This window comes from Pseudomonas mosselii (genome assembly GCF_019823065.1).
Classification (GTDB): Bacteria; Pseudomonadota; Gammaproteobacteria; order Pseudomonadales; family Pseudomonadaceae; genus Aquipseudomonas; species Aquipseudomonas mosselii.
In genome coordinates this window covers 4,534,404-4,551,328 of sequence record NZ_CP081966.1, presented here as the reverse complement: position 1 = coordinate 4,551,328, position 16,925 = coordinate 4,534,404, and the positions used below count along the sequence as shown (strand labels likewise).

Here is a 16,925-nt window from a genome sequence, read left to right as displayed (position 1 = left end):
TCCGGTGCAGACCGAGGCCGTTGTGGAATCCCAGGTTGTTGGTTCACAGCGCCGCGCCGATACGGCCCTTGCGCAGCGCGTCGATGACCGCGTCCTTCGGCCCGTCGGCGACGATCTTGCCGTTGTCCAGCACCAGCAGCCGGTCCACCAGGCTGAGCATCGAGGTGCGGTGTGTGACCAGCAGCAGGGTTTTGCCCTGCACCCAGTTCAGCAGGCGCTGGCGCAGTTGCTCCTCGCTGCTGTTGTCCATGTGGCTGGTGGGTTCGTCGAGGATCAGGATCGGCGGCTCCAGCAGCAGGGCCCGGGCCAGCAGCACGGCCTGGCGTTGGCCGCCGGACAGCAGCTGGCCGCGCTCGCCCACCGGGCGGTCGAAGCCTTGCGGGTGCTGGCGGGCCAGTTCGCTGACCCCGGTCAGCTCGGCCACCTCGAGCATGCGCGCATCGCTGACGTGGCGGGCGCCGAGGGTGAGGTTGTCGCGCAGGCTGCCGGCCAGCAGGGGCAGGTCGTGGGCCACGTAGCCGACCTGGCTGCGCAGGTCGGCGATGTCCAGCTGGCGCAGGTCGAGGTTGTCCAGCAACACCTGGCCATCTTCGGGGTGATGGAAGCCCATCAGCAGGCGGGTGAGGGTACTCTTGCCCGAGCCGCTGCGGCCGATGATACCGATGCGCTCGCCCGGCTTGAGTGTGACGCTGACATCATTGAGCGCCGGGGCCGTTTGCCCGGCATAGCGAAACGTGGCGTGGTTGATGCTGATGCCACCCTGCAGCGCGGTGTGTTCCAGGGCCTGGTGCTCGGCTTCGCGTTCCTGGGGCAGGCTCATCAGCGCGTCGGTGCTGCGCATGGTCAACTGCGCCTGCTGGTAGCGGGTGATCAGCCCGGCGATCTGGCCCAGCGGCGCGAGGACCCGGCTGCCGAGCATGTAGCTGGCCACCAGCGCGCCGACGCTGAGGTTGCCGGCGATGATGCTGTAGACCCCGGCGACGATGGTGGCCATGCCGCAGAACTGTTGGATGAAGAGCGTGCCGTTGCTGGCCAACGAGGACAGGTTGCGGGCATGGGCGTCGAGGCGGGCGATGGCGCCGTTGGTGTGCTCCCACTGGTACTGGCGTTCGCTTTCGGCGCCGCAGGCCTTGAGGGTTTCCAGTCCGCCGAGGGTCTCGATCAGCAGCGCCTGGCGCACCGCGCCGAGGCTCAGACTCTTCTGTACCGTGTCACGCAGGCGCACCTGGATGAACAGCGCCAGGCCCACGGCCAGCGGGAAGGCGATCAGCGGGATCACCACCAGCCAGCCACCGAGCAGGCCGATCACCAGCAGCATCAGCGCCACGAATGGCAGGTCGATGATGCTGGTCAGGGTGACCGCGGTGAGGAATTCACGCAGTCCCTGGAAGTCATGGATGCTCTGGGCGAAGCCGCCGATGGTGGCCGGCCGCGCCTTCATGCTCATGCCGGTAATGCGTTCGAACAAAGTGGCCGAGAGAATCAGGTCGGTCTTCTTGCCAGCCTGGTCCAGCAGGTGCGCACGAACCATGCGCAGCACCAGCTCGAAGGCTGTGCCGATGAACAGGCCGGCCACCAGCACCCAGAGGGTGGACAGCGCCTGGTTGGGCACCACGCGGTCGTAGGTCTGCATGACGAACAGCGGCACCATCAACCCCAGCAGGTTGATCAGCAGGCTGGCCAGCAGGGCATCGCCATACAGCCATCGGGAGTGGCGCAGGGTGTCGCGGAACCAGGCGTTGACCCGCGGGATCAGTGGGGCGCGCACCTCTTCCAAGGTATGACGGGGACGGGCGAACAGGGCCTGGCCGCTGTAGGCTTCGGCCAAGGCATCGCGTTCGACCCACTGCTCGCCGCCTTCGGCTTCGCACGGCAGCAGCAGGCCCCGGCCGTTGTCCCCCCAGCGCTGCAGCACGGCGCTGCGGCCGTCGTTGAGGATCAGCAAGACCGGCAGGTTGAGTGCCGAGATGGCGTCCAGCTCACGCTGCAGCACCCGCGCCTGCAACCCCGCCCGCGCGGCGGCGCGGGGCAGCAGGGCCAGGGGCAGGCGCTGCGCGGCCAGCGGCAGGCCGCTGCACAGGCTGGCGCGGCTGGCAGGGCAGCCGTGCAACTTGCACAGGATCAACAGGCCATCGAGCAACGGATCATCAACATCCAGGCGCGGTTGCGCGCTTTGCATACTGGTCACGATGGCCTACTCCTGCCGCGGTGGACGGGAAACGGGCGCTGGCGAAAAATCTCTTGTCTCGTCAGAACCTAGCGCATGTCTGGCAGTTTCGCCTCGTTGCGTACTTCGGTCTTGGCGATGGCCTCGGGCGGCAGCGAGATGTGCTGCTTGCTCAGCAACTCACCCATGGTCGCCAGGACTCGGTACATGGAGAACTCTTCGGTGTAGCGCACTTCGGTATAGCGTCGGTTGGCGTTGTACAGCTCGTTCTCGCTATCGAGCACGTCGAGCAGGGTACGCTGGCCCAGGCCGAACTGGTCCTGGTAGGCGGCGCGTACGCGCTGGGTGGTTTCGGCGTACTCGCGGGCGCTCGGGGTCTGCTTGCGGGCGTTGTTCATCGCGTTCCAGGCCAGGCTGAGGTTTTCATTCAGCTCGCGCAGGGCGTTGTTGCGGATGTCCATCGCCTGGTTGATCTTGTGCGCGTCGGACTGCAGGCGGGCCTTGTCGCTGCCGCCGCGGAACAGGTTGTAGCTGAGCTCGACGCCGGCCTGCCAGTCGTTGTTGTCGTGGCCCTTCTGGCCGCCGATGTTGTTGTTGGCGCCGGTGGCCAGCACCGCGTCCAGGCGCGGGTAGAAGGGCGACTTGGCCACTTCGTATTGCTGCTCGGCGGAGCGTACGTCAGCCTGGGCCGACTTCAGGTAGGGGTTGTTCTCCAGCATGCCCTGGCGGGCGTTGAGCAGGTCGGCCGGTACTTCGCCCTTGATCGTGACCGGTGTTTCCAGCTCGTCCGGCATGCGCCCGACTACGCTGTAGAAGTTGGCCTCGGCGTCGGCCAGGTCGACCTCGGCGGTGTCCAGGTTGTTCTCGGCCAGGGCGCGACGGGCGCGGGACTGGTCGAGGTCGGCGGTGCTGCCCACGCCACGCTCGCTGCGCAGGCCGATCTGGTCGTTGACCCGCAGGTGCGCCTGCAGGTTGTTCTTGGCCAGTGTCACCAGCTCGCGGCGCTTGAGCACTTCGAGGTAGACCTCGATGGCGCGCAGGGCGACGGTCTCGGCGGTGGCCTGGGTGTAGTAGGCGCGCGAGGTGGCCACCGCTTCGGTGCGGGCGACCTCGTTGGAGGTGTTGAAGCCGTCGAACAGCATCTGCCTCAGGCGCAGTTCGGACTGGGTGTAGTTGAGGGTTTCCTTGTTGTGGTTACGCGTGCCGTCGGGGTTGAAGCCGCGGGTGTTGGTGTTGTCCGAGCGTTGCCGGCCGTAGCCTGCGACCAGATCGACGGTTGGGTAGTACCCCCCGCGGGCGAACTTCACATCCTCGTCGGCCGACAGCCTGCTGTTGCGGCTGGCGCTGATCTCGGGATGCTGGTCCACGGCGTTCTGGACAGCCTCGGTGATCGACATCGCCTGACTGTTGGCACACGCCATGGCCAACAAAATCGCACTGGTGATGGGGGTTAAAGCGCGCATGGGGTACATCTCCCTGGTCTTGAATAATGTCCTGCTGTTCGCCAAAAAAATGACGAAAAATTAGAATCAAACCGTTTCAGGTTTGTAACAACAGAGCTAAGAACATTTATCGGGCGAGCTAAGAAGATTTTTTCATAAGATATATGCGAAAAAAAACTTATGCGGTCTAAGGAATCCGGGACATTGTTTCATTCAGGTGGTTACGGGAATTGGCTGGGACAGGCGATTTTCGGGCCTTTGTGAAAGTTCCAGATTTTTTGCAGCTAAGGAGACAGGGGAGGAAGGCGAAAGCGGAATTTGGCGACAAAAAAATGGCACTTAATAATGGCCATTCGCCCTCTTCGCTATCGCGGCAGTCGTCACAAGGAGCGTGGTTTCTCACGAACGTGACAGCAGCGATCCACCAGCCATGGCACTCGGAACGTTGCGCACATTACCCGGCACGCCTTGATCTGCGAAAAGCCCATCGGCAGGGGAGGCGTACGCTCATGGCTAAATTAGTCGGTGTAGTCGGCAAGGTGATCGGCCAGGTATTCGCGGTGGGCGACGATGGTCATCGCCGCCTGTTGGTGGAAGGCGACCGCTTGTTCGCCGGCGAACAACTCGAGACCGGCAGCGAGGGCGCCGTGGCGGTCCGTTTGCACAATGGCGCGGAGCTGACCCTGGGGCGCGGCAGCAGCCTGGAGATGACCACCGACCTGCTGGCCAATCGCGCTCCCCATGTGCAGGCGCCTGATGCTCAGCCCAGCGAGGCCCAACTCAGCGATGTCGAGCAGTTGCAAAAAGCCATTGCCGCAGGTGCCGACCCCACGCAGGACGCTGAAGCGACGGCGGCGGGTGGCAACCCCTCAGGCGTTTCGGGGGCGCTCGGCGGAGGCCACAGTTTCGTGATACTGACTGAAGTGGGCGCCCGTGTGGATCCCACCATCGGTTTCCCCACCGCGGGATTCAATGGCTTCCCCCTGCTGGCCAACCTCGAGCTTGGCGGCCTCGATGGCAACGATGACGGGCCGCTCCCAGCCAATACGCCGGTGGTCGACAATCCGGTCAGCCTCACTGGCCTGGAGGTCAGCCCGGCCGAATTGACCCTGGACGAGGCCAACCTGCCACAGGGCTCGGCCAGCAACCCTGCGGCGCTGACACAGGCCGGCAGTTTCACGGTGGTGGCTGCCGACGGCGTGTTCAACCTCAGTGTCGGTGGCATCAATGTGGTCACGGCGGGCGTGGTCACGGGCGTCGGGCAGTCCATCGTCACCGGGCTCGGCAATGTGCTGACCATTACCGGCTACAACCCGGCCACCGGCGTGGTGAGCTACAGCTACACCCTGACCGGCGCCGAGCATCACCCTGACGGCACGGGTACCAACACGCTGGGCGAGCATTTCCCGGTGCTGGTCAGCGATACGGATGGCGACGTGGCCAGCGGGTCCCTGGACGTGATCATCCGCGACGATGTGCCACGGGCCGTAAACGACAGCAATCCCACCGCCGCCACCGAGCAGCAGGTGGAACTCAGCGGCAATGTGCTGAGCAATGACATCCAGGGAGCGGACCGTATCCCAAGCGGTCCGGTGGTGGCCGGTACCTTCGTTGGCACCTACGGCACCCTGGTGCTGGCGGCGGACGGTTCCTACACCTACACCCTCAACACCAACGACCCGGACTTCAAGAACCTGCACGGCGGTGGCAATGGGGTGGAGACCTTCACCTACACCCTGAAGGATGCCGACGGCGACACCAGCACCGCGACCCTGACCCTCAATGTCAGCAACCTCAACGACCCGGTGACCCTGGGCGGGCTGGACGTGAACGGTGGCGAACTGACCGTCTACGAGAAGAACCTGGCCGATGGCAGCGCGCCGAACCCGGGCGCCCTGACCCAGAGCGGCACTTTCACGGTCAGCGCGCCGGATGGCCTGCAATCCTTGAGCGTCGGCGGCATCAGCGTGGTCAGCGGTGGCGTGGCGGCGAGCTTCCCGCAGTCGATCACCACGGCCCTGGGCAATACCCTGACCATCACCGGCTACAACCCCACCACGGGCGTGATCAGCTACAGCTACACCTTGCTGGACAACGAGAGCCACGCCAACGGCGACGGCGCCAACAGCCTCACGGAGCACTTCACCGTCACGGCCACGGATACCGACGGCAGCACGGCCAGTGGCTCGCTGGACGTCAATATCGTCGATGACCTGCCCAAGGCCGACAGCGACTTCGCCAACGTCTATGAAGGCGGTACGGTCAGTGGCAACGTGCTGGTCAACGATGTGAGTGGTGCCGATACGGTGGCCGACGGCAAGTATGTGGTGGGCGTGCGCGCGGGCAGCGACACGTCCTCATCGGCCATCGGCCAGTTGGGCAGCAATGTGGTTGGGCAGTATGGCTACCTGACCCTCGACGCCCAAGGCAATGCCACCTACCACGCCAACCCCGACAGCGTGGCGCCGGCCGGTGCCACGGATGTGTTTGTCTACACCATCCGCGATGCCGATGGCGATGAGAGCACCACCACCATCACCATCAGCGTGCACGACTGTTCGCTCATTGCGGGTCCCAACAGCGGCGTGACCGTCTATGAGAAGGCGCTCGATCTCATCAAGGACGGCCATGACCTGGCCGGTGGCAATGTCACCGGCAGCGATCCTGGCGCCACAGGCGAGACGGCCAGCGGATCGCTGGCCGGCTCCATCAGTGGCGGAGTGGGCGCCTTGACCTTTTCCCTGGTCGGCAACGCCACCGGCCAGTACGGCCAGATCCTTCTGAACGCCGATGGCTCCTACACCTACACCCTGACCTCGGCGCCAAATTCGCCGAATCATGTCAACGATGGGCCGAACGTGCTGACGGAAACCTTCACCTACCAGGTGAAGGATTCGCTGGGCAACACCACCACCAGTACCATCGTGATCAGCATCGTCGACGACGTACCCAAGGCCCACAGCGACTTCGCCAACGTCTATGAAGGCGGCACGGTCAGCGGCAACGTGCTGGTCAACGATGTGATCGGCGCGGATGTGCCGGCCGATGGCAAGTACGTGGTCGGCGTGCGCGCAGGCGCCGACACCTCGACCTCGGCCATCGGCCAGCTGGGCAGCAATGTGGTTGGGCAGTACGGCTACCTGACCCTCGACGCCCAGGGCAACGCCACCTACCACGCCAACCCCGACAGCGTGGCGCCGCCCGGTGCCACCGATGTATTTGTCTATACCATCCGCGATGCCGATGGCGACGAGAGCACGACGACCATCACCATCGACGTGCACGATATCTCGCTGGTCGCCTGCCCGGACGACACGGCCAAGGTCTACGAGAAAGCCCTGGACCTGACCAAGGATGGCAACGACTTGGCCGCCGGCACGGTCACCGGCAGCGATCCGCATGCCACCACGGAAACCACCAGCGGCTCGCTGGCCGGCTCGGTCAGTGGCGGCATCGGCGCCCTGACCTTCACCCTGGTGGGCAACGCCACCGGGCAGTACGGCCAGATCCAGCTGAACGGCGATGGCACTTACACGTACACCCTGACCTCGGCGCCGAACTCGCCCAACCATGCCAACGACGGCCCGAATGTGGTCACCGAGAGCTTCACCTACCAAGTCAAGGACTCGCTCGGCAACACCACCACCAGCACCATCGTGGTCAGCATCGTCGACGATGTGCCCAAGGCCCATTGCGATGTGGCTTCGGTCACGGAAGGCGCCAGTGTCAGCGGCAACGTGCTGGATAACGATGTGGTCGGCGCCGATGTACGTGCCGACGGACAATACGTGGTCGGCGTGCGAGCAGGCTCCGACACCTCGACGTCAGCCATCGGCCATGTCGGCGATACGATCGTCGGCCAGTATGGCTACCTGACCCTGGACAGCCAGGGCAACGCCACCTACCACGCCAATCCCAATAGCGTGCCGCCCACCGGGGCAACCGACAGCTTCGTCTACACCATCCGCGACGCCGATGGCGACGAGAGCACCACGACCATCCGCATCAATGTCCAGGACAGCAAGCTGGTGGCGTGCGAGGACAACGACGTCACCGTCTACGAAAAAGCCCTGGACCTGCACAAGGATGGCAACGACCTGGCCGCCGGCAGCGTGACCGGCAGCGATCCGAACTCCACCGGCGAGACGGCCTCCGGCAGCCTGGTCGGCTCGGTGCATGGTGGCGTCGGCGCCCTGACCTACAGCCTGGTCGGCAATGCCGTGGGCCAGTACGGCCAGATCCAGCTCAACGGCGACGGCTCCTATACCTACACCCTGACCTCGGCGCCGAAGACCCCGGGTGGCGCCAACGACGGGGCCAACACCGTCAACGAGTACTTCACCTACAAGGCCACCGACGCACTGGGCAATACTGTCACCAGCACCATCGCCATCAACATCGTCGACGATGTGCCGACGGTGCAGTTCGCGGTGCGCAGTATCACGCCCGGCCAGGTGGACTCCAACATCCTGCTGGTGGTGGACGTTTCCAGCAGCATGGCCGCAAGCTCCGGCGTGCCGGGGCTGACCCGCCTGGAGCTGGCCAAGCAGGCCATCAACGCCTTGCTCGACAAGTACGACGAGATGGGCGACATCAAGGTGCAGATCGTCACTTTCGGCACCGGCGCCGAGATCAAGACACCCGTGTGGGTCTCCATCAGCGGGGCCAAGAGCCTGATCGCCGGGCTCAATCCCGGCGGCTCGACCTACTACGACTCGGCGGCCACCAAGGCCCAGGAAGCCTTCGCCACCACCGGCAAGCTGGTGGGTGCGCAGAACATCAGCTACTTCTTCTCCGACGGCGAGCCCACCAACGGCCACGCCATGACAGCGCCGCGCGAGGCTGCCTGGGAAACCTTCCTCGACAACAACGGCATCAAGTCCTACGCCATCGGCATGGGCAGCGGCGTCAACGAAGGCAACCTCAATCCGCTGGCCTACGACGGCAGCAGCCATACCGACACCAACTCGGTGGTGGTCACCGACCTCAGCCAGCTGAGTGCGGTGCTCTCCGGCACGGTGCAGGGCGCGCCGATCACCGGCAGCCTGATGAGCGGCGGCGACTTCGGGGCCGACGGCGGCTTCATCAAGGCGCTGCTGGTGGACGGCACTACCTACACCTATGATCCGAAGGCCAATGGCGGGCAGGGCGGCTATGCGGTCAGTGGCGGGGTGGACAAGGCCTCGTTCGACACCGTGAGCAACAGCCTGAATATCAAGACCGGCCTGGGCGGTACCCTGGTGGTGAACATGGACAGCGGCGAGTTCACCTACACACCGCCGAAGGACAACGGCAGCGGCCAGGTAGAGAAGTTCGGCTTTACCGCCAGCGACAACGACGGCGATACCCGCAGCGCTAGCCTGACGGTGAACATCAATGGCAATGGCGCGCCGGTCGCCGGCGCCGACCACATCATCACCAACATCAAGGGCGCCACCCTGAGCGTGCCGGCCGAGGCCTTGCTGGCCAATGACAGCGATCCGGACCACGATACCCTGAGTGCCGCGCCAACTACGTTCAACACCAACTTCGCCGACAAGGGCGCGGGCTTCACGGCGGGCACGCAGGCCCAGACCATCACCTTCAACGCCACCGCCAACAAGGCCGAGAACCAGTTGCGCGACCTGGCCCGCAGCGAGTTCACCAGCCTCAATGGCAGCATGACCGCCGCCCTGGTGGTGGCCGGTTACCTGGGCTCGATCAGCAGCGCCAACGCCAACGACGAGGACACCCTGACGGTCACCCTGCGCAAGGGCGAGACCCTGACCCTCGACCATGACCGGCCCGCCGGCAACCTGCTGATGGAGTGGAAGGACGCCGGCGGCAGTTACCAGACCATTGCCGATGGCGGCAGCTTCACGGCTAGCCATGACGGGGTGTACAGCATCCATGTGATCAACACCGAGAACACCTCGGGCAACAGCAAGGCCGCCGAGAACTACAAGCTGAGCCTGGTGGTGGACTACAGCAACGCCAGCAACGACGACTACCACGGCAGTTACACCGTCAGTGACAACCATGGCGGCACGGCCACTGGAGCGGTGGATATCACCTACCAGGCCGGCAATACCCTCACCGGTACCTCAGGGGACGATGTGCTGCTGGCCGGGGCGGGTGACACCATCCTGCACGGCGGCGCCGGCAACGATGTGCTGGTGGCCGGCGCAGGCAACAACAGCCTGTATGGCGGCGATGGCGACGACCTGCTGATCGGCGGTCCGGGCAATGATCTGCTCGACGGCGGCGCCGGCAACGACACCGCCAGCTATGCCAGGGCAACCAGTGGCGTGACCGTCGACCTGAGCCATGTCGGCCAGCAGAACACCGTCGGCGCGGGGCTGGATACCCTTAACGGCATCGAGAACCTGATCGGTTCGGACTACAACGACACCCTGACCGGCAACGACGGCGACAACCTGCTCAACGGTGGTGCGGGCAACGATGTGCTCAGGGGCGGTGCCGGCAATGACATCCTGATCGGCGGGCGCGGCGATGACACCCTCACCGGTGGCAGCGGCAACGATACCTTCGTCTGGCAGAAGGGCGATACCGGGCACGACACCGTGACCGACTTCACCCCGGGCAGCGATCGGCTGGACCTGTCGCAACTGCTGCAGGGCGAGAACGCCACCAGCGCGTCGCTGGATGACTACCTGCACTTCAAGGTCAGTGGCAGCGGCGTCAACGTGGTGTCGACCATCGAAGTCAGCAGCGTTGCCGGCGCGGCGCCGACCCAGACCATCGACCTGGCCGGGGTGGACCTGGCGCAGCACTACGGGGTCGCGGCCGGAGCAGGCGGGGTGATCGCGGCGGGGCATGACACGGCGACCATCATCACCGGCATGCTTAATGACCATTCGTTGAAGGTGGATACGGTGTAAGCGGCTGTCTTGCTGACGATAGGGCGTTGCGCGTTTCCCTGTGGGAGCGGCCTTGCGTAGCGAAAGGGCCGCAGAGCGGCCCCAGGATTTCAGCGTTGATGCAAAGTTCGGTGGGGCCGTTTCGCGGCCCTATCGCGACGCAAGGCCGCTCCCACAGGGTGAGTATTGTGCTCGCTACGGTCGCTGCAGGGTCTTCTGCCTGAGGATCCAGGTACTGACCAGCACCGCGCTGGTCAGCATGAACACCCGTGCCCAGAACAACGGCACCAGGTAGCAGGACAGTCCGATGCTGGCCCACATCAGGCCGATCGCATAAACCTTGCCCCGCAGCGGAATTCCCTCGCCGCTGAGGTAGTCGCGGATCCATGGCCCGAGTTTCGGATGATTCACCAGCCAGTGGTGAAAGCGCGGCGAGCTGCGGGCGAAACAGGCCGCCGCCAGCAGCAGGAACGGGGTGGTGGGCAGTACCGGCAGGAAGATCCCCGCCACCCCGAGCGCGACACTGAGCCAGCCGGCGGCCAGCAGCAGGTAGCGCACCACGTCGATCAGTGGTGGCGCGGCTTGAGCAGGGCAGGTTTCTCTTCGGGGGCGTGCAGCAGCAGGAACAGGGCGCTCAGCGCCTCGGGGATCTGCACGATCATGTCGTCCTGCAGGTTGGCGTTACCGGCGATGTCGGCGAACTCCGGCTGCTCGTCGAACAGGCCCGAGCCGACCATGATCGGCAGCAGCATTTCGCTGACTTCTTCCTCGGCGTTCTCGAACCAGGCCTCTTCACGCAGGAACACGCCCTCCATGAAACCGATGCACCAGCCGCGCAGGTCGGAATCGTCCGGCTCGTCGGTCAGGTCCAGCTCGCAGGGCAGGTCGAATTCTTCGTCGCTGGCCAGTTGGCGGGCGATGTGCGCCTTGAGCGCGACCAGGGTGGCCTCGATCTCGGTGCGCTGGGCATCGCTGGCATAGTGCGGTTCTTCGGCGAACAGCGCGTCGATCCATTCGCGTTCTGGAACTTCCTCGGAGCAGATCGACAGCGCGGTCAGGTAGCCGTGGGCGGCGACGTAGTCCAGCGCTTCTTCGTGCAGCTCATCGGCGTCGAGGAAGGCTTGCAGGCGGGTCAGTTGCTCGGCGAAGGACATTACAGGGCTACCTTGGGGAATAAACGATAGTGAATTCTAGCACCTTGCGGCGGCTGCGGGGCAAAGGGAACGTCTGTCCGCGGGGCATGCCTGGGGGGGGGCAGTCGGGTATACTCCGCAGTTTTTCGTGCTCTGGTGGCGTTTTCCTGCCATCTGGCAAAAACCGCTTACGCATTCGATGTGTGCGCGGCGGATTTATCGTCCAGCCTGAGTCCAGGATGGTACGGCGATTTTGGAGTGGCAAATGCTCGAACAGGCTCAGCGCGTCCTCAAGGATGTCTTCGGTTACGACAGTTTCCGCGGGCGCCAGGCAGCGATCATCGAATGTGTGGCAGGCGGCGGCGACGCCCTGGTGCTGATGCCCACCGGTGGTGGCAAGTCGTTGTGCTTCCAGGTACCTGGCCTGCTGCGCCCGGGCCTGACCGTGGTGGTGTCGCCGCTGATCGCGCTGATGGACGATCAGGTCGCCACCCTCGACGAGCTGGGCGTGGCCGCCGCGGCGCTGAACTCCACCCTCAGCGCCGAGCAGCAGCGCGACCTGGCCGGGCGCCTGCGCCGTGGCGAGGTGAAGATGCTCTACCTGGCCCCTGAGCGTCTGGTCCAGCCGCGCATGCTGGATTTCCTGCGCGGCCTGGATATTGCCCTGTTCGCCATCGACGAGGCTCACTGCGTGTCGCAGTGGGGTCATGACTTCCGTCCCGAGTACCTGCAACTGGGCCAGCTCGCCGAGCTATTCCCGCATGTACCGCGCATCGCCTTGACCGCCACCGCCGACATGCGCACCCGCGAGGAGATCGTCCAGCGCCTGCACCTGCAGGGCGCCGAGCGCTTCCTGTCGAGCTTCGACCGGCCGAACATCTTCTACCGCATCGTGCCCAAGGAATCGCCGCGCAAGCAGTTGATGGCGTTCCTCGGCGAGCGCCGCGGCAACGCCGGCATTGTCTATTGCCTGTCGCGCAAGAAGGTCGACGAGACCGCCGCCTTCCTGTGCGACCAGGGCTTCCCGGCGCTGCCGTACCACGCAGGCCTGGCCGCCGAGACCCGCGCCGCCAACCAGCACCGCTTCCTCAACGAGGAAGGGCTGATCATGGTCGCGACCATCGCCTTCGGCATGGGCATCGACAAGCCCAACGTGCGCTTCGTCGCCCACCTTGACCTGCCCAAGTCACTCGAGGCCTATTACCAGGAGACCGGCCGCGCTGGCCGTGACGGTCTGCCCTCGGATGCCTGGATGGCCTACGGCCTGCAGGACATGGTGATGCTCAAGCAGATGCTGCAGAACTCCGAGGGCGACGAGCGCCACAAGCGTATCGAGCAGCACAAGCTCGACGCCATGCTGGCGCTGTGCGAGGAGACCCGCTGCCGTCGCCAGTCGTTGCTGGCCTACTTCGACGAAGTGCTCGATCAGCCGTGCGGGCATTGCGACAACTGTGTCGACAATGTGCAGACCTGGGACGCCACCGAACCTGCCCGTCAGGCGCTGTCGGCGGTGTTCCGCACCGGCCAGCGCTACGGCGTCGGCCACCTGGTCGATGTGCTGCTGGGCAAGGACACCGAAAAAGTACGTAATTTCGGCCACGAGAAACTCTCGGTGTTCGGCGTCGGCAAGGCCTTGGCCGAGGCCGAATGGCGCTCGCTGTTCCGCCAGCTGGTGGCCCGTGGCCTGGTGGATATCGACCTGGAAGGCTATGGCGGCCTGCGCCTGTCCGACAGCTGCCGGCCGTTGCTGCGCGGCGAGGTGAACCTGCAACTGCGCCGCGACCTCAAGCCGCAGATCGCGGCCAAGGCCTCCGGCGGCAGTGGCGGCAGCCCGGCCAGCCAACTGGTGCGCGCCGAGGAGCGCGAACTATGGGAAGCGCTGCGTACCTTGCGGCGCAAGTTGGCCGAAGAGCACAGCGTGCCGCCCTACGTCATCTTCCCCGACTCGACGCTGCTGGAGATGCTGCGCAGCATGCCCACCAGCCTCAGCGACATGGCCCAGGTCAGCGGTGTCGGCGCGCGCAAGCTGGAGCGCTACGGCCAGGCCTTCCTCGAGGTGCTCAACGGCGCCGGCGGCACCGAGGAGGCGCCGAAGGTGGTGCTCGACCTGCGCCACGAACTGGTCAGCCTGGCCCGCGCCGGCATGACCCCGGCGCAGATCGCCGGGCAACTGAACTGCACCGAGAAGAACGTCTACAGCTTGCTGGCCGAGGCCATCGGCCGCCAGGAACTGAGCCTGGAGCAGGCCCTGGACCTGCCGGAGGAGCTGATGATGGAGGTGCAGGACGCCTTCCTCGACGGCGAGGGCGAGTTGCCGCCGGTGTCCGGCGTGGCGCCGCTGTTTGGCCAGCGGGTGCCGGAAGGCGTCCTGCATTGCGTACGGGCGGCGCTGGCGGTGGAGTTCGGCTTGTGATTGCCGGCATTTGCGCCAATTGCTGACCTTTGTCATACCCTTACATGATTATCAGCAATTTCCGAGGCATCGAACCTTGCCTGATTGGCCGGGCCATGATTAGCTGGCTAATAATTAGTTCTATTCATTGAGTTGCTTATGCCCCTGACCGACAACCAACACCGCTTCGGCATGCAGCTGGCCCAGATGTCTCGGGGCTGGCGTGCCGAACTGGACCGACGCCTGGCCGGGCTCAACCTGTCGCAAGCCCGTTGGCTGGTGCTGTTGCACCTGGCCAGGTTCGACGAGGCGCCGACCCAGCGTGAGCTGGCCCAGAGCGTGGGCGTCGAAGGCCCGACCCTGGCGCGCTTGCTCGACAGCCTCGAGAGCCAGGGGCTGGTACGCCGCCAGGCGGTGATGGAAGACCGCCGGGCCAAGAAGATCCTGCTGTGCCCGCCGGCCAAGCCGCTGATCGATCAGATCGAGACCATCGCCAACGCCTTGCGCCTCGAGCTGTTCACCGGCATAGACGAGGCCGACATGGAAGTGTGCATGCGCGTGCATGCGAAGATTCTCGATAATCTCGAGAAGTCCTGAACCCTTCATCAATCGCGGGGCAAGCCCGCTCCCACGAGTCTGCTTGCGCAATTGTCTGCATGACTTGTGGGAGCGGGCTTGCCCCGCGATCGTTCTAGAAGGTGTGCCCCAGGTTCAGGTACACCGCCTTCTCATGGGCATCGTTGGCCCCATAACTCAGGTTCAACGGCCCCAGCGGCGTTTCCAGCCCCAGGAAGATGCTCGCCGCATTGATATAGCCACTGTCGAACTCATTGTCGTTGTTCCACGCCCGCCCACGCTCCAGCGAGCCACCCAGGTACAACGGGAAGTCCAGGGGCAGGTAGGCCCGTGGCGTCAGGCGGCGGTAATAGACCATGCGCAGCAGGCTCATGTTCTGCCCCGAGATCGAGTCCTGGCGAAAGCCCGACAGCTGTCGGGCGCCGCCGAACACGAAGCTTGAAGTGACCACCTCGGCGTCATCCAGCGTACGTCCATACCTGCCGCCCAGCACCAGGGTGTTCGGCCCGCTGCTGAAGGCCTTGTCCAGGTTGAACAGCCACTGCCGGTAGTTCTGGTCCGAGTCCAGTGACTTGTCGTACTTGCGCACGGTCAGGCCGATGTCCTCGCCACTGTGGGGGAAGTAGACGTTGTCGAAGGTGTCGAACGAGTACTTGAGCTCGTAGAACCCCTCGTTGAAGCTGACCTTGGGCAGGTCCTGGTCGCCGATGCGCACCTCGGCGTTGCCCCAGGCCTTGCCCACGCCCAGGCGCACCTCGCCGTAAGTGCCGATCTGCCGGCCGAGATTGAGCCCGAAGCCATAGCGTTCCAGGCGGTACTCGGCCACCGGGTCGTTGTCCAGGGTCGCCTCGACGTTCTGCGAGCCCAAGGCCAGGTAAGGGGCGACGAAGTAGCGCGAGCCCACGTCCAGGGGCTGGTAGAACTCGCTGTACAGTTCCTGCTCGTCGCCGATCTGCGCGCGGGTCAGCCATTCGCCGCCGAGCCGGTTGATGCCATTGACCCGGTAGCTGGCGCCGAGGTTGAAGGCACTGTCGCCACGCAAGTCGTCCGACAGGTTCAGGCCCAGGCGCAGGTAGTCGGTGCCGCCACGCCGGCCACGGGCGTTGATCACCAGGGTATGCTCGTCGCCCTTGTGCGCCACGCGGTATTGCACCTGGTCGAAGTAGTCCAGGCCGTAGAGGGTGCCCATGTCGGTCTGCAGGCGGCCGAGATCCAGCGGCTCGCCGACGGGCTGGCGAATGTAGTAGCGGATCACGTCGTCGCTGACCTTGGAGTCGTTCTCCACGCGGATGGCGGTGATGATCGGCGTGCGCTGTTTCGGCGAGCGCGCCACCGCCAGGTTGCTGTCGCCCTCGGGCTGGCGCAGCGCCGCCAGGCGCGGGTCGAGGGCACGGGTGGCGCGGTAGCCGGCGTCGATCATGTCCCGGGCGCGGCCGAAATCGGTAACGCCGAAGGCCGACAGCGGTGGCTGTACCAGGATGTCTTCGCGGCGCAGGCTGGCCAGTTGTTCCTCGGAGTTGCGCCGGGTCATCAGGGTGATCGACTGGTTGAGCACGTCCACCACCGTGGCCAGTTGCTTGCGGTTGCGCAGCGGGGTGCCGATGTCGACGACGATGGCCAGGTCCACGCCCATTTCGCGCACCACATCCACCGGGATGTTGTCGGTCATGCCGCCATCCACCAGCAGCCGGCCGTCCAACTCCACCGGGGCGAACACCGCCGGGATCGACATGCTGGCACGGATCACCTGGGGCAGGTGGCCGCGGCGGAAGATCACCTTCTCGCCGCTGGTGATGTCGGTGGCCACGGCGCGGAAGGGGATTGGCAGCTTGTCGAAGTCGCGAATGTCGGCGGTGTGGGCCAGCTTGCTTTCCAGCAGCAGGGCCAGGTTCTGGCCCTGGATCACCCCCAGCGGCAGGCCCAGGCTGCCATCGTCGCGAAAGCTCAGCTTCTGCTTGACCAGGAAGTCGCGGTCGTCCTGCTTGCGTCGGAACGGCACATCCTTGCGCGGCGGCGCATCGGACAGTGCCTGCTGCCAGTCCAGCGTGGTGGCCAGGTTTTCCAGCTCGGCGATGCTGTAGCCCGAGGCGTACAACCCGCCGACCACCGCGCCCATGCTGGTGCCGGCGATGGCGTCGATGCGCACGCCCTGTTCCTCCAGGGCCTTGAGCACGCCGATATGGGCCAGGCCGCGGGCGGCGCCGCCCGACAGTACCAGGCCGATCTTCGGCCGTGCCGTCTCGGCGGCAAGCACAGCGAAGGAGGTGAGCATCAGCAGGAGGCAGTACAGCAGGCGGCGCATCGTGAGTCTCAAACCAGAGGATAAAGACCGCTAGTATAAGCGGCCCTTCCTAC

At 65.1% G+C, this 16,925-nt stretch carries 8 protein-coding genes; 3 read left to right on the top strand and 5 right to left on the bottom strand.

The genetic code is table 11. The features are described 5' to 3' along the window. Nucleotides 1-43 precede the first annotated feature (43 nt). Both K5H97_RS21010 and K5H97_RS21005 read right to left on the bottom strand, forming a co-directional pair. Entirely contained in the window at nucleotides 44-2,179 is a 2,136-nt protein-coding gene (locus K5H97_RS21010; RefSeq protein ID WP_088852701.1) for a type I secretion system permease/ATPase, read from the bottom strand. 77 nt (nucleotides 2,180-2,256) lie between these two features. Next, nucleotides 2,257-3,630 carry a TolC family outer membrane protein gene (locus K5H97_RS21005; RefSeq protein ID WP_028691108.1) on the bottom strand — a complete coding sequence of 458 codons (1,374 nt, stop codon included), beginning with the start codon at nucleotides 3,628-3,630 and terminating at the stop codon, nucleotides 2,257-2,259. A gap of 488 nt (nucleotides 3,631-4,118) precedes the next feature. Between K5H97_RS21005 and K5H97_RS21000 the strand changes: the two genes are divergently transcribed. Further along, the gene (locus K5H97_RS21000; protein WP_028691107.1) at nucleotides 4,119-10,490 is read left to right on the top strand and encodes a retention module-containing protein; all 6,372 of its coding nucleotides are present in this window, start codon (nucleotides 4,119-4,121) and stop codon (nucleotides 10,488-10,490) included. Between the two features lie 174 nt (nucleotides 10,491-10,664). On the opposite strand, the gene K5H97_RS20995 is transcribed toward K5H97_RS21000, so the two are convergent. Together K5H97_RS20995 and K5H97_RS20990 are read right to left on the bottom strand one after the other, a co-directional pair. Beyond that, nucleotides 10,665-11,027, bottom strand: a complete 363-nt coding sequence (locus K5H97_RS20995; RefSeq protein ID WP_028691106.1) for a YbaN family protein — start codon at nucleotides 11,025-11,027, stop codon at nucleotides 10,665-10,667. Nucleotides 11,028-11,035: 8 nt separating this feature from the next. Further along, nucleotides 11,036-11,623 (bottom strand): YecA/YgfB family protein, encoded by a 588-nt coding sequence (locus K5H97_RS20990; RefSeq protein WP_028691105.1) that lies wholly within the window; start codon nucleotides 11,621-11,623, stop codon nucleotides 11,036-11,038. Nucleotides 11,624-11,867: 244 nt separating this feature from the next. Between K5H97_RS20990 and recQ the strand changes: the two genes are divergently transcribed. Together recQ and K5H97_RS20980 are read left to right on the top strand one after the other, a co-directional pair. Then, nucleotides 11,868-14,015: a DNA helicase RecQ gene (gene recQ, locus K5H97_RS20985; RefSeq protein ID WP_028691104.1), complete on the top strand. Its 2,148-nt coding sequence runs from the start codon at nucleotides 11,868-11,870 to the stop codon at nucleotides 14,013-14,015. A gap of 138 nt (nucleotides 14,016-14,153) precedes the next feature. Further along, nucleotides 14,154-14,591 (top strand): MarR family transcriptional regulator, encoded by a 438-nt coding sequence (locus K5H97_RS20980; RefSeq protein ID WP_028691103.1) that lies wholly within the window; start codon nucleotides 14,154-14,156, stop codon nucleotides 14,589-14,591. A gap of 94 nt (nucleotides 14,592-14,685) precedes the next feature. Here the strand turns inward: K5H97_RS20980 and K5H97_RS20975 are convergent, their stop codons facing one another. Next, nucleotides 14,686-16,872 (bottom strand): patatin-like phospholipase family protein, encoded by a 2,187-nt coding sequence (locus tag K5H97_RS20975; protein ID WP_028691102.1) that lies wholly within the window; start codon nucleotides 16,870-16,872, stop codon nucleotides 14,686-14,688. Between the last annotated feature and the right edge of the window lie 53 nt (nucleotides 16,873-16,925).

Coding starts and splice junctions, on each gene's coding strand:
- K5H97_RS21010 (WP_088852701.1), bottom strand. CDS start 2,179: ATGCAAAGCGCGCAACCGCGCCTGGATGTTGATGATCCGTTGCTCGAT.
- K5H97_RS21005 (WP_028691108.1), bottom strand. CDS start 3,630: ATGCGCGCTTTAACCCCCATCACCAGTGCGATTTTGTTGGCCATGGCG.
- K5H97_RS21000 (WP_028691107.1), top strand. CDS start 4,119: ATGGCTAAATTAGTCGGTGTAGTCGGCAAGGTGATCGGCCAGGTATTC.
- K5H97_RS20990 (WP_028691105.1), bottom strand. CDS start 11,623: ATGTCCTTCGCCGAGCAACTGACCCGCCTGCAAGCCTTCCTCGACGCC.
- recQ (WP_028691104.1), top strand. CDS start 11,868: ATGCTCGAACAGGCTCAGCGCGTCCTCAAGGATGTCTTCGGTTACGAC.
- K5H97_RS20980 (WP_028691103.1), top strand. CDS start 14,154: ATGCCCCTGACCGACAACCAACACCGCTTCGGCATGCAGCTGGCCCAG.
- K5H97_RS20975 (WP_028691102.1), bottom strand. CDS start 16,872: ATGCGCCGCCTGCTGTACTGCCTCCTGCTGATGCTCACCTCCTTCGCT.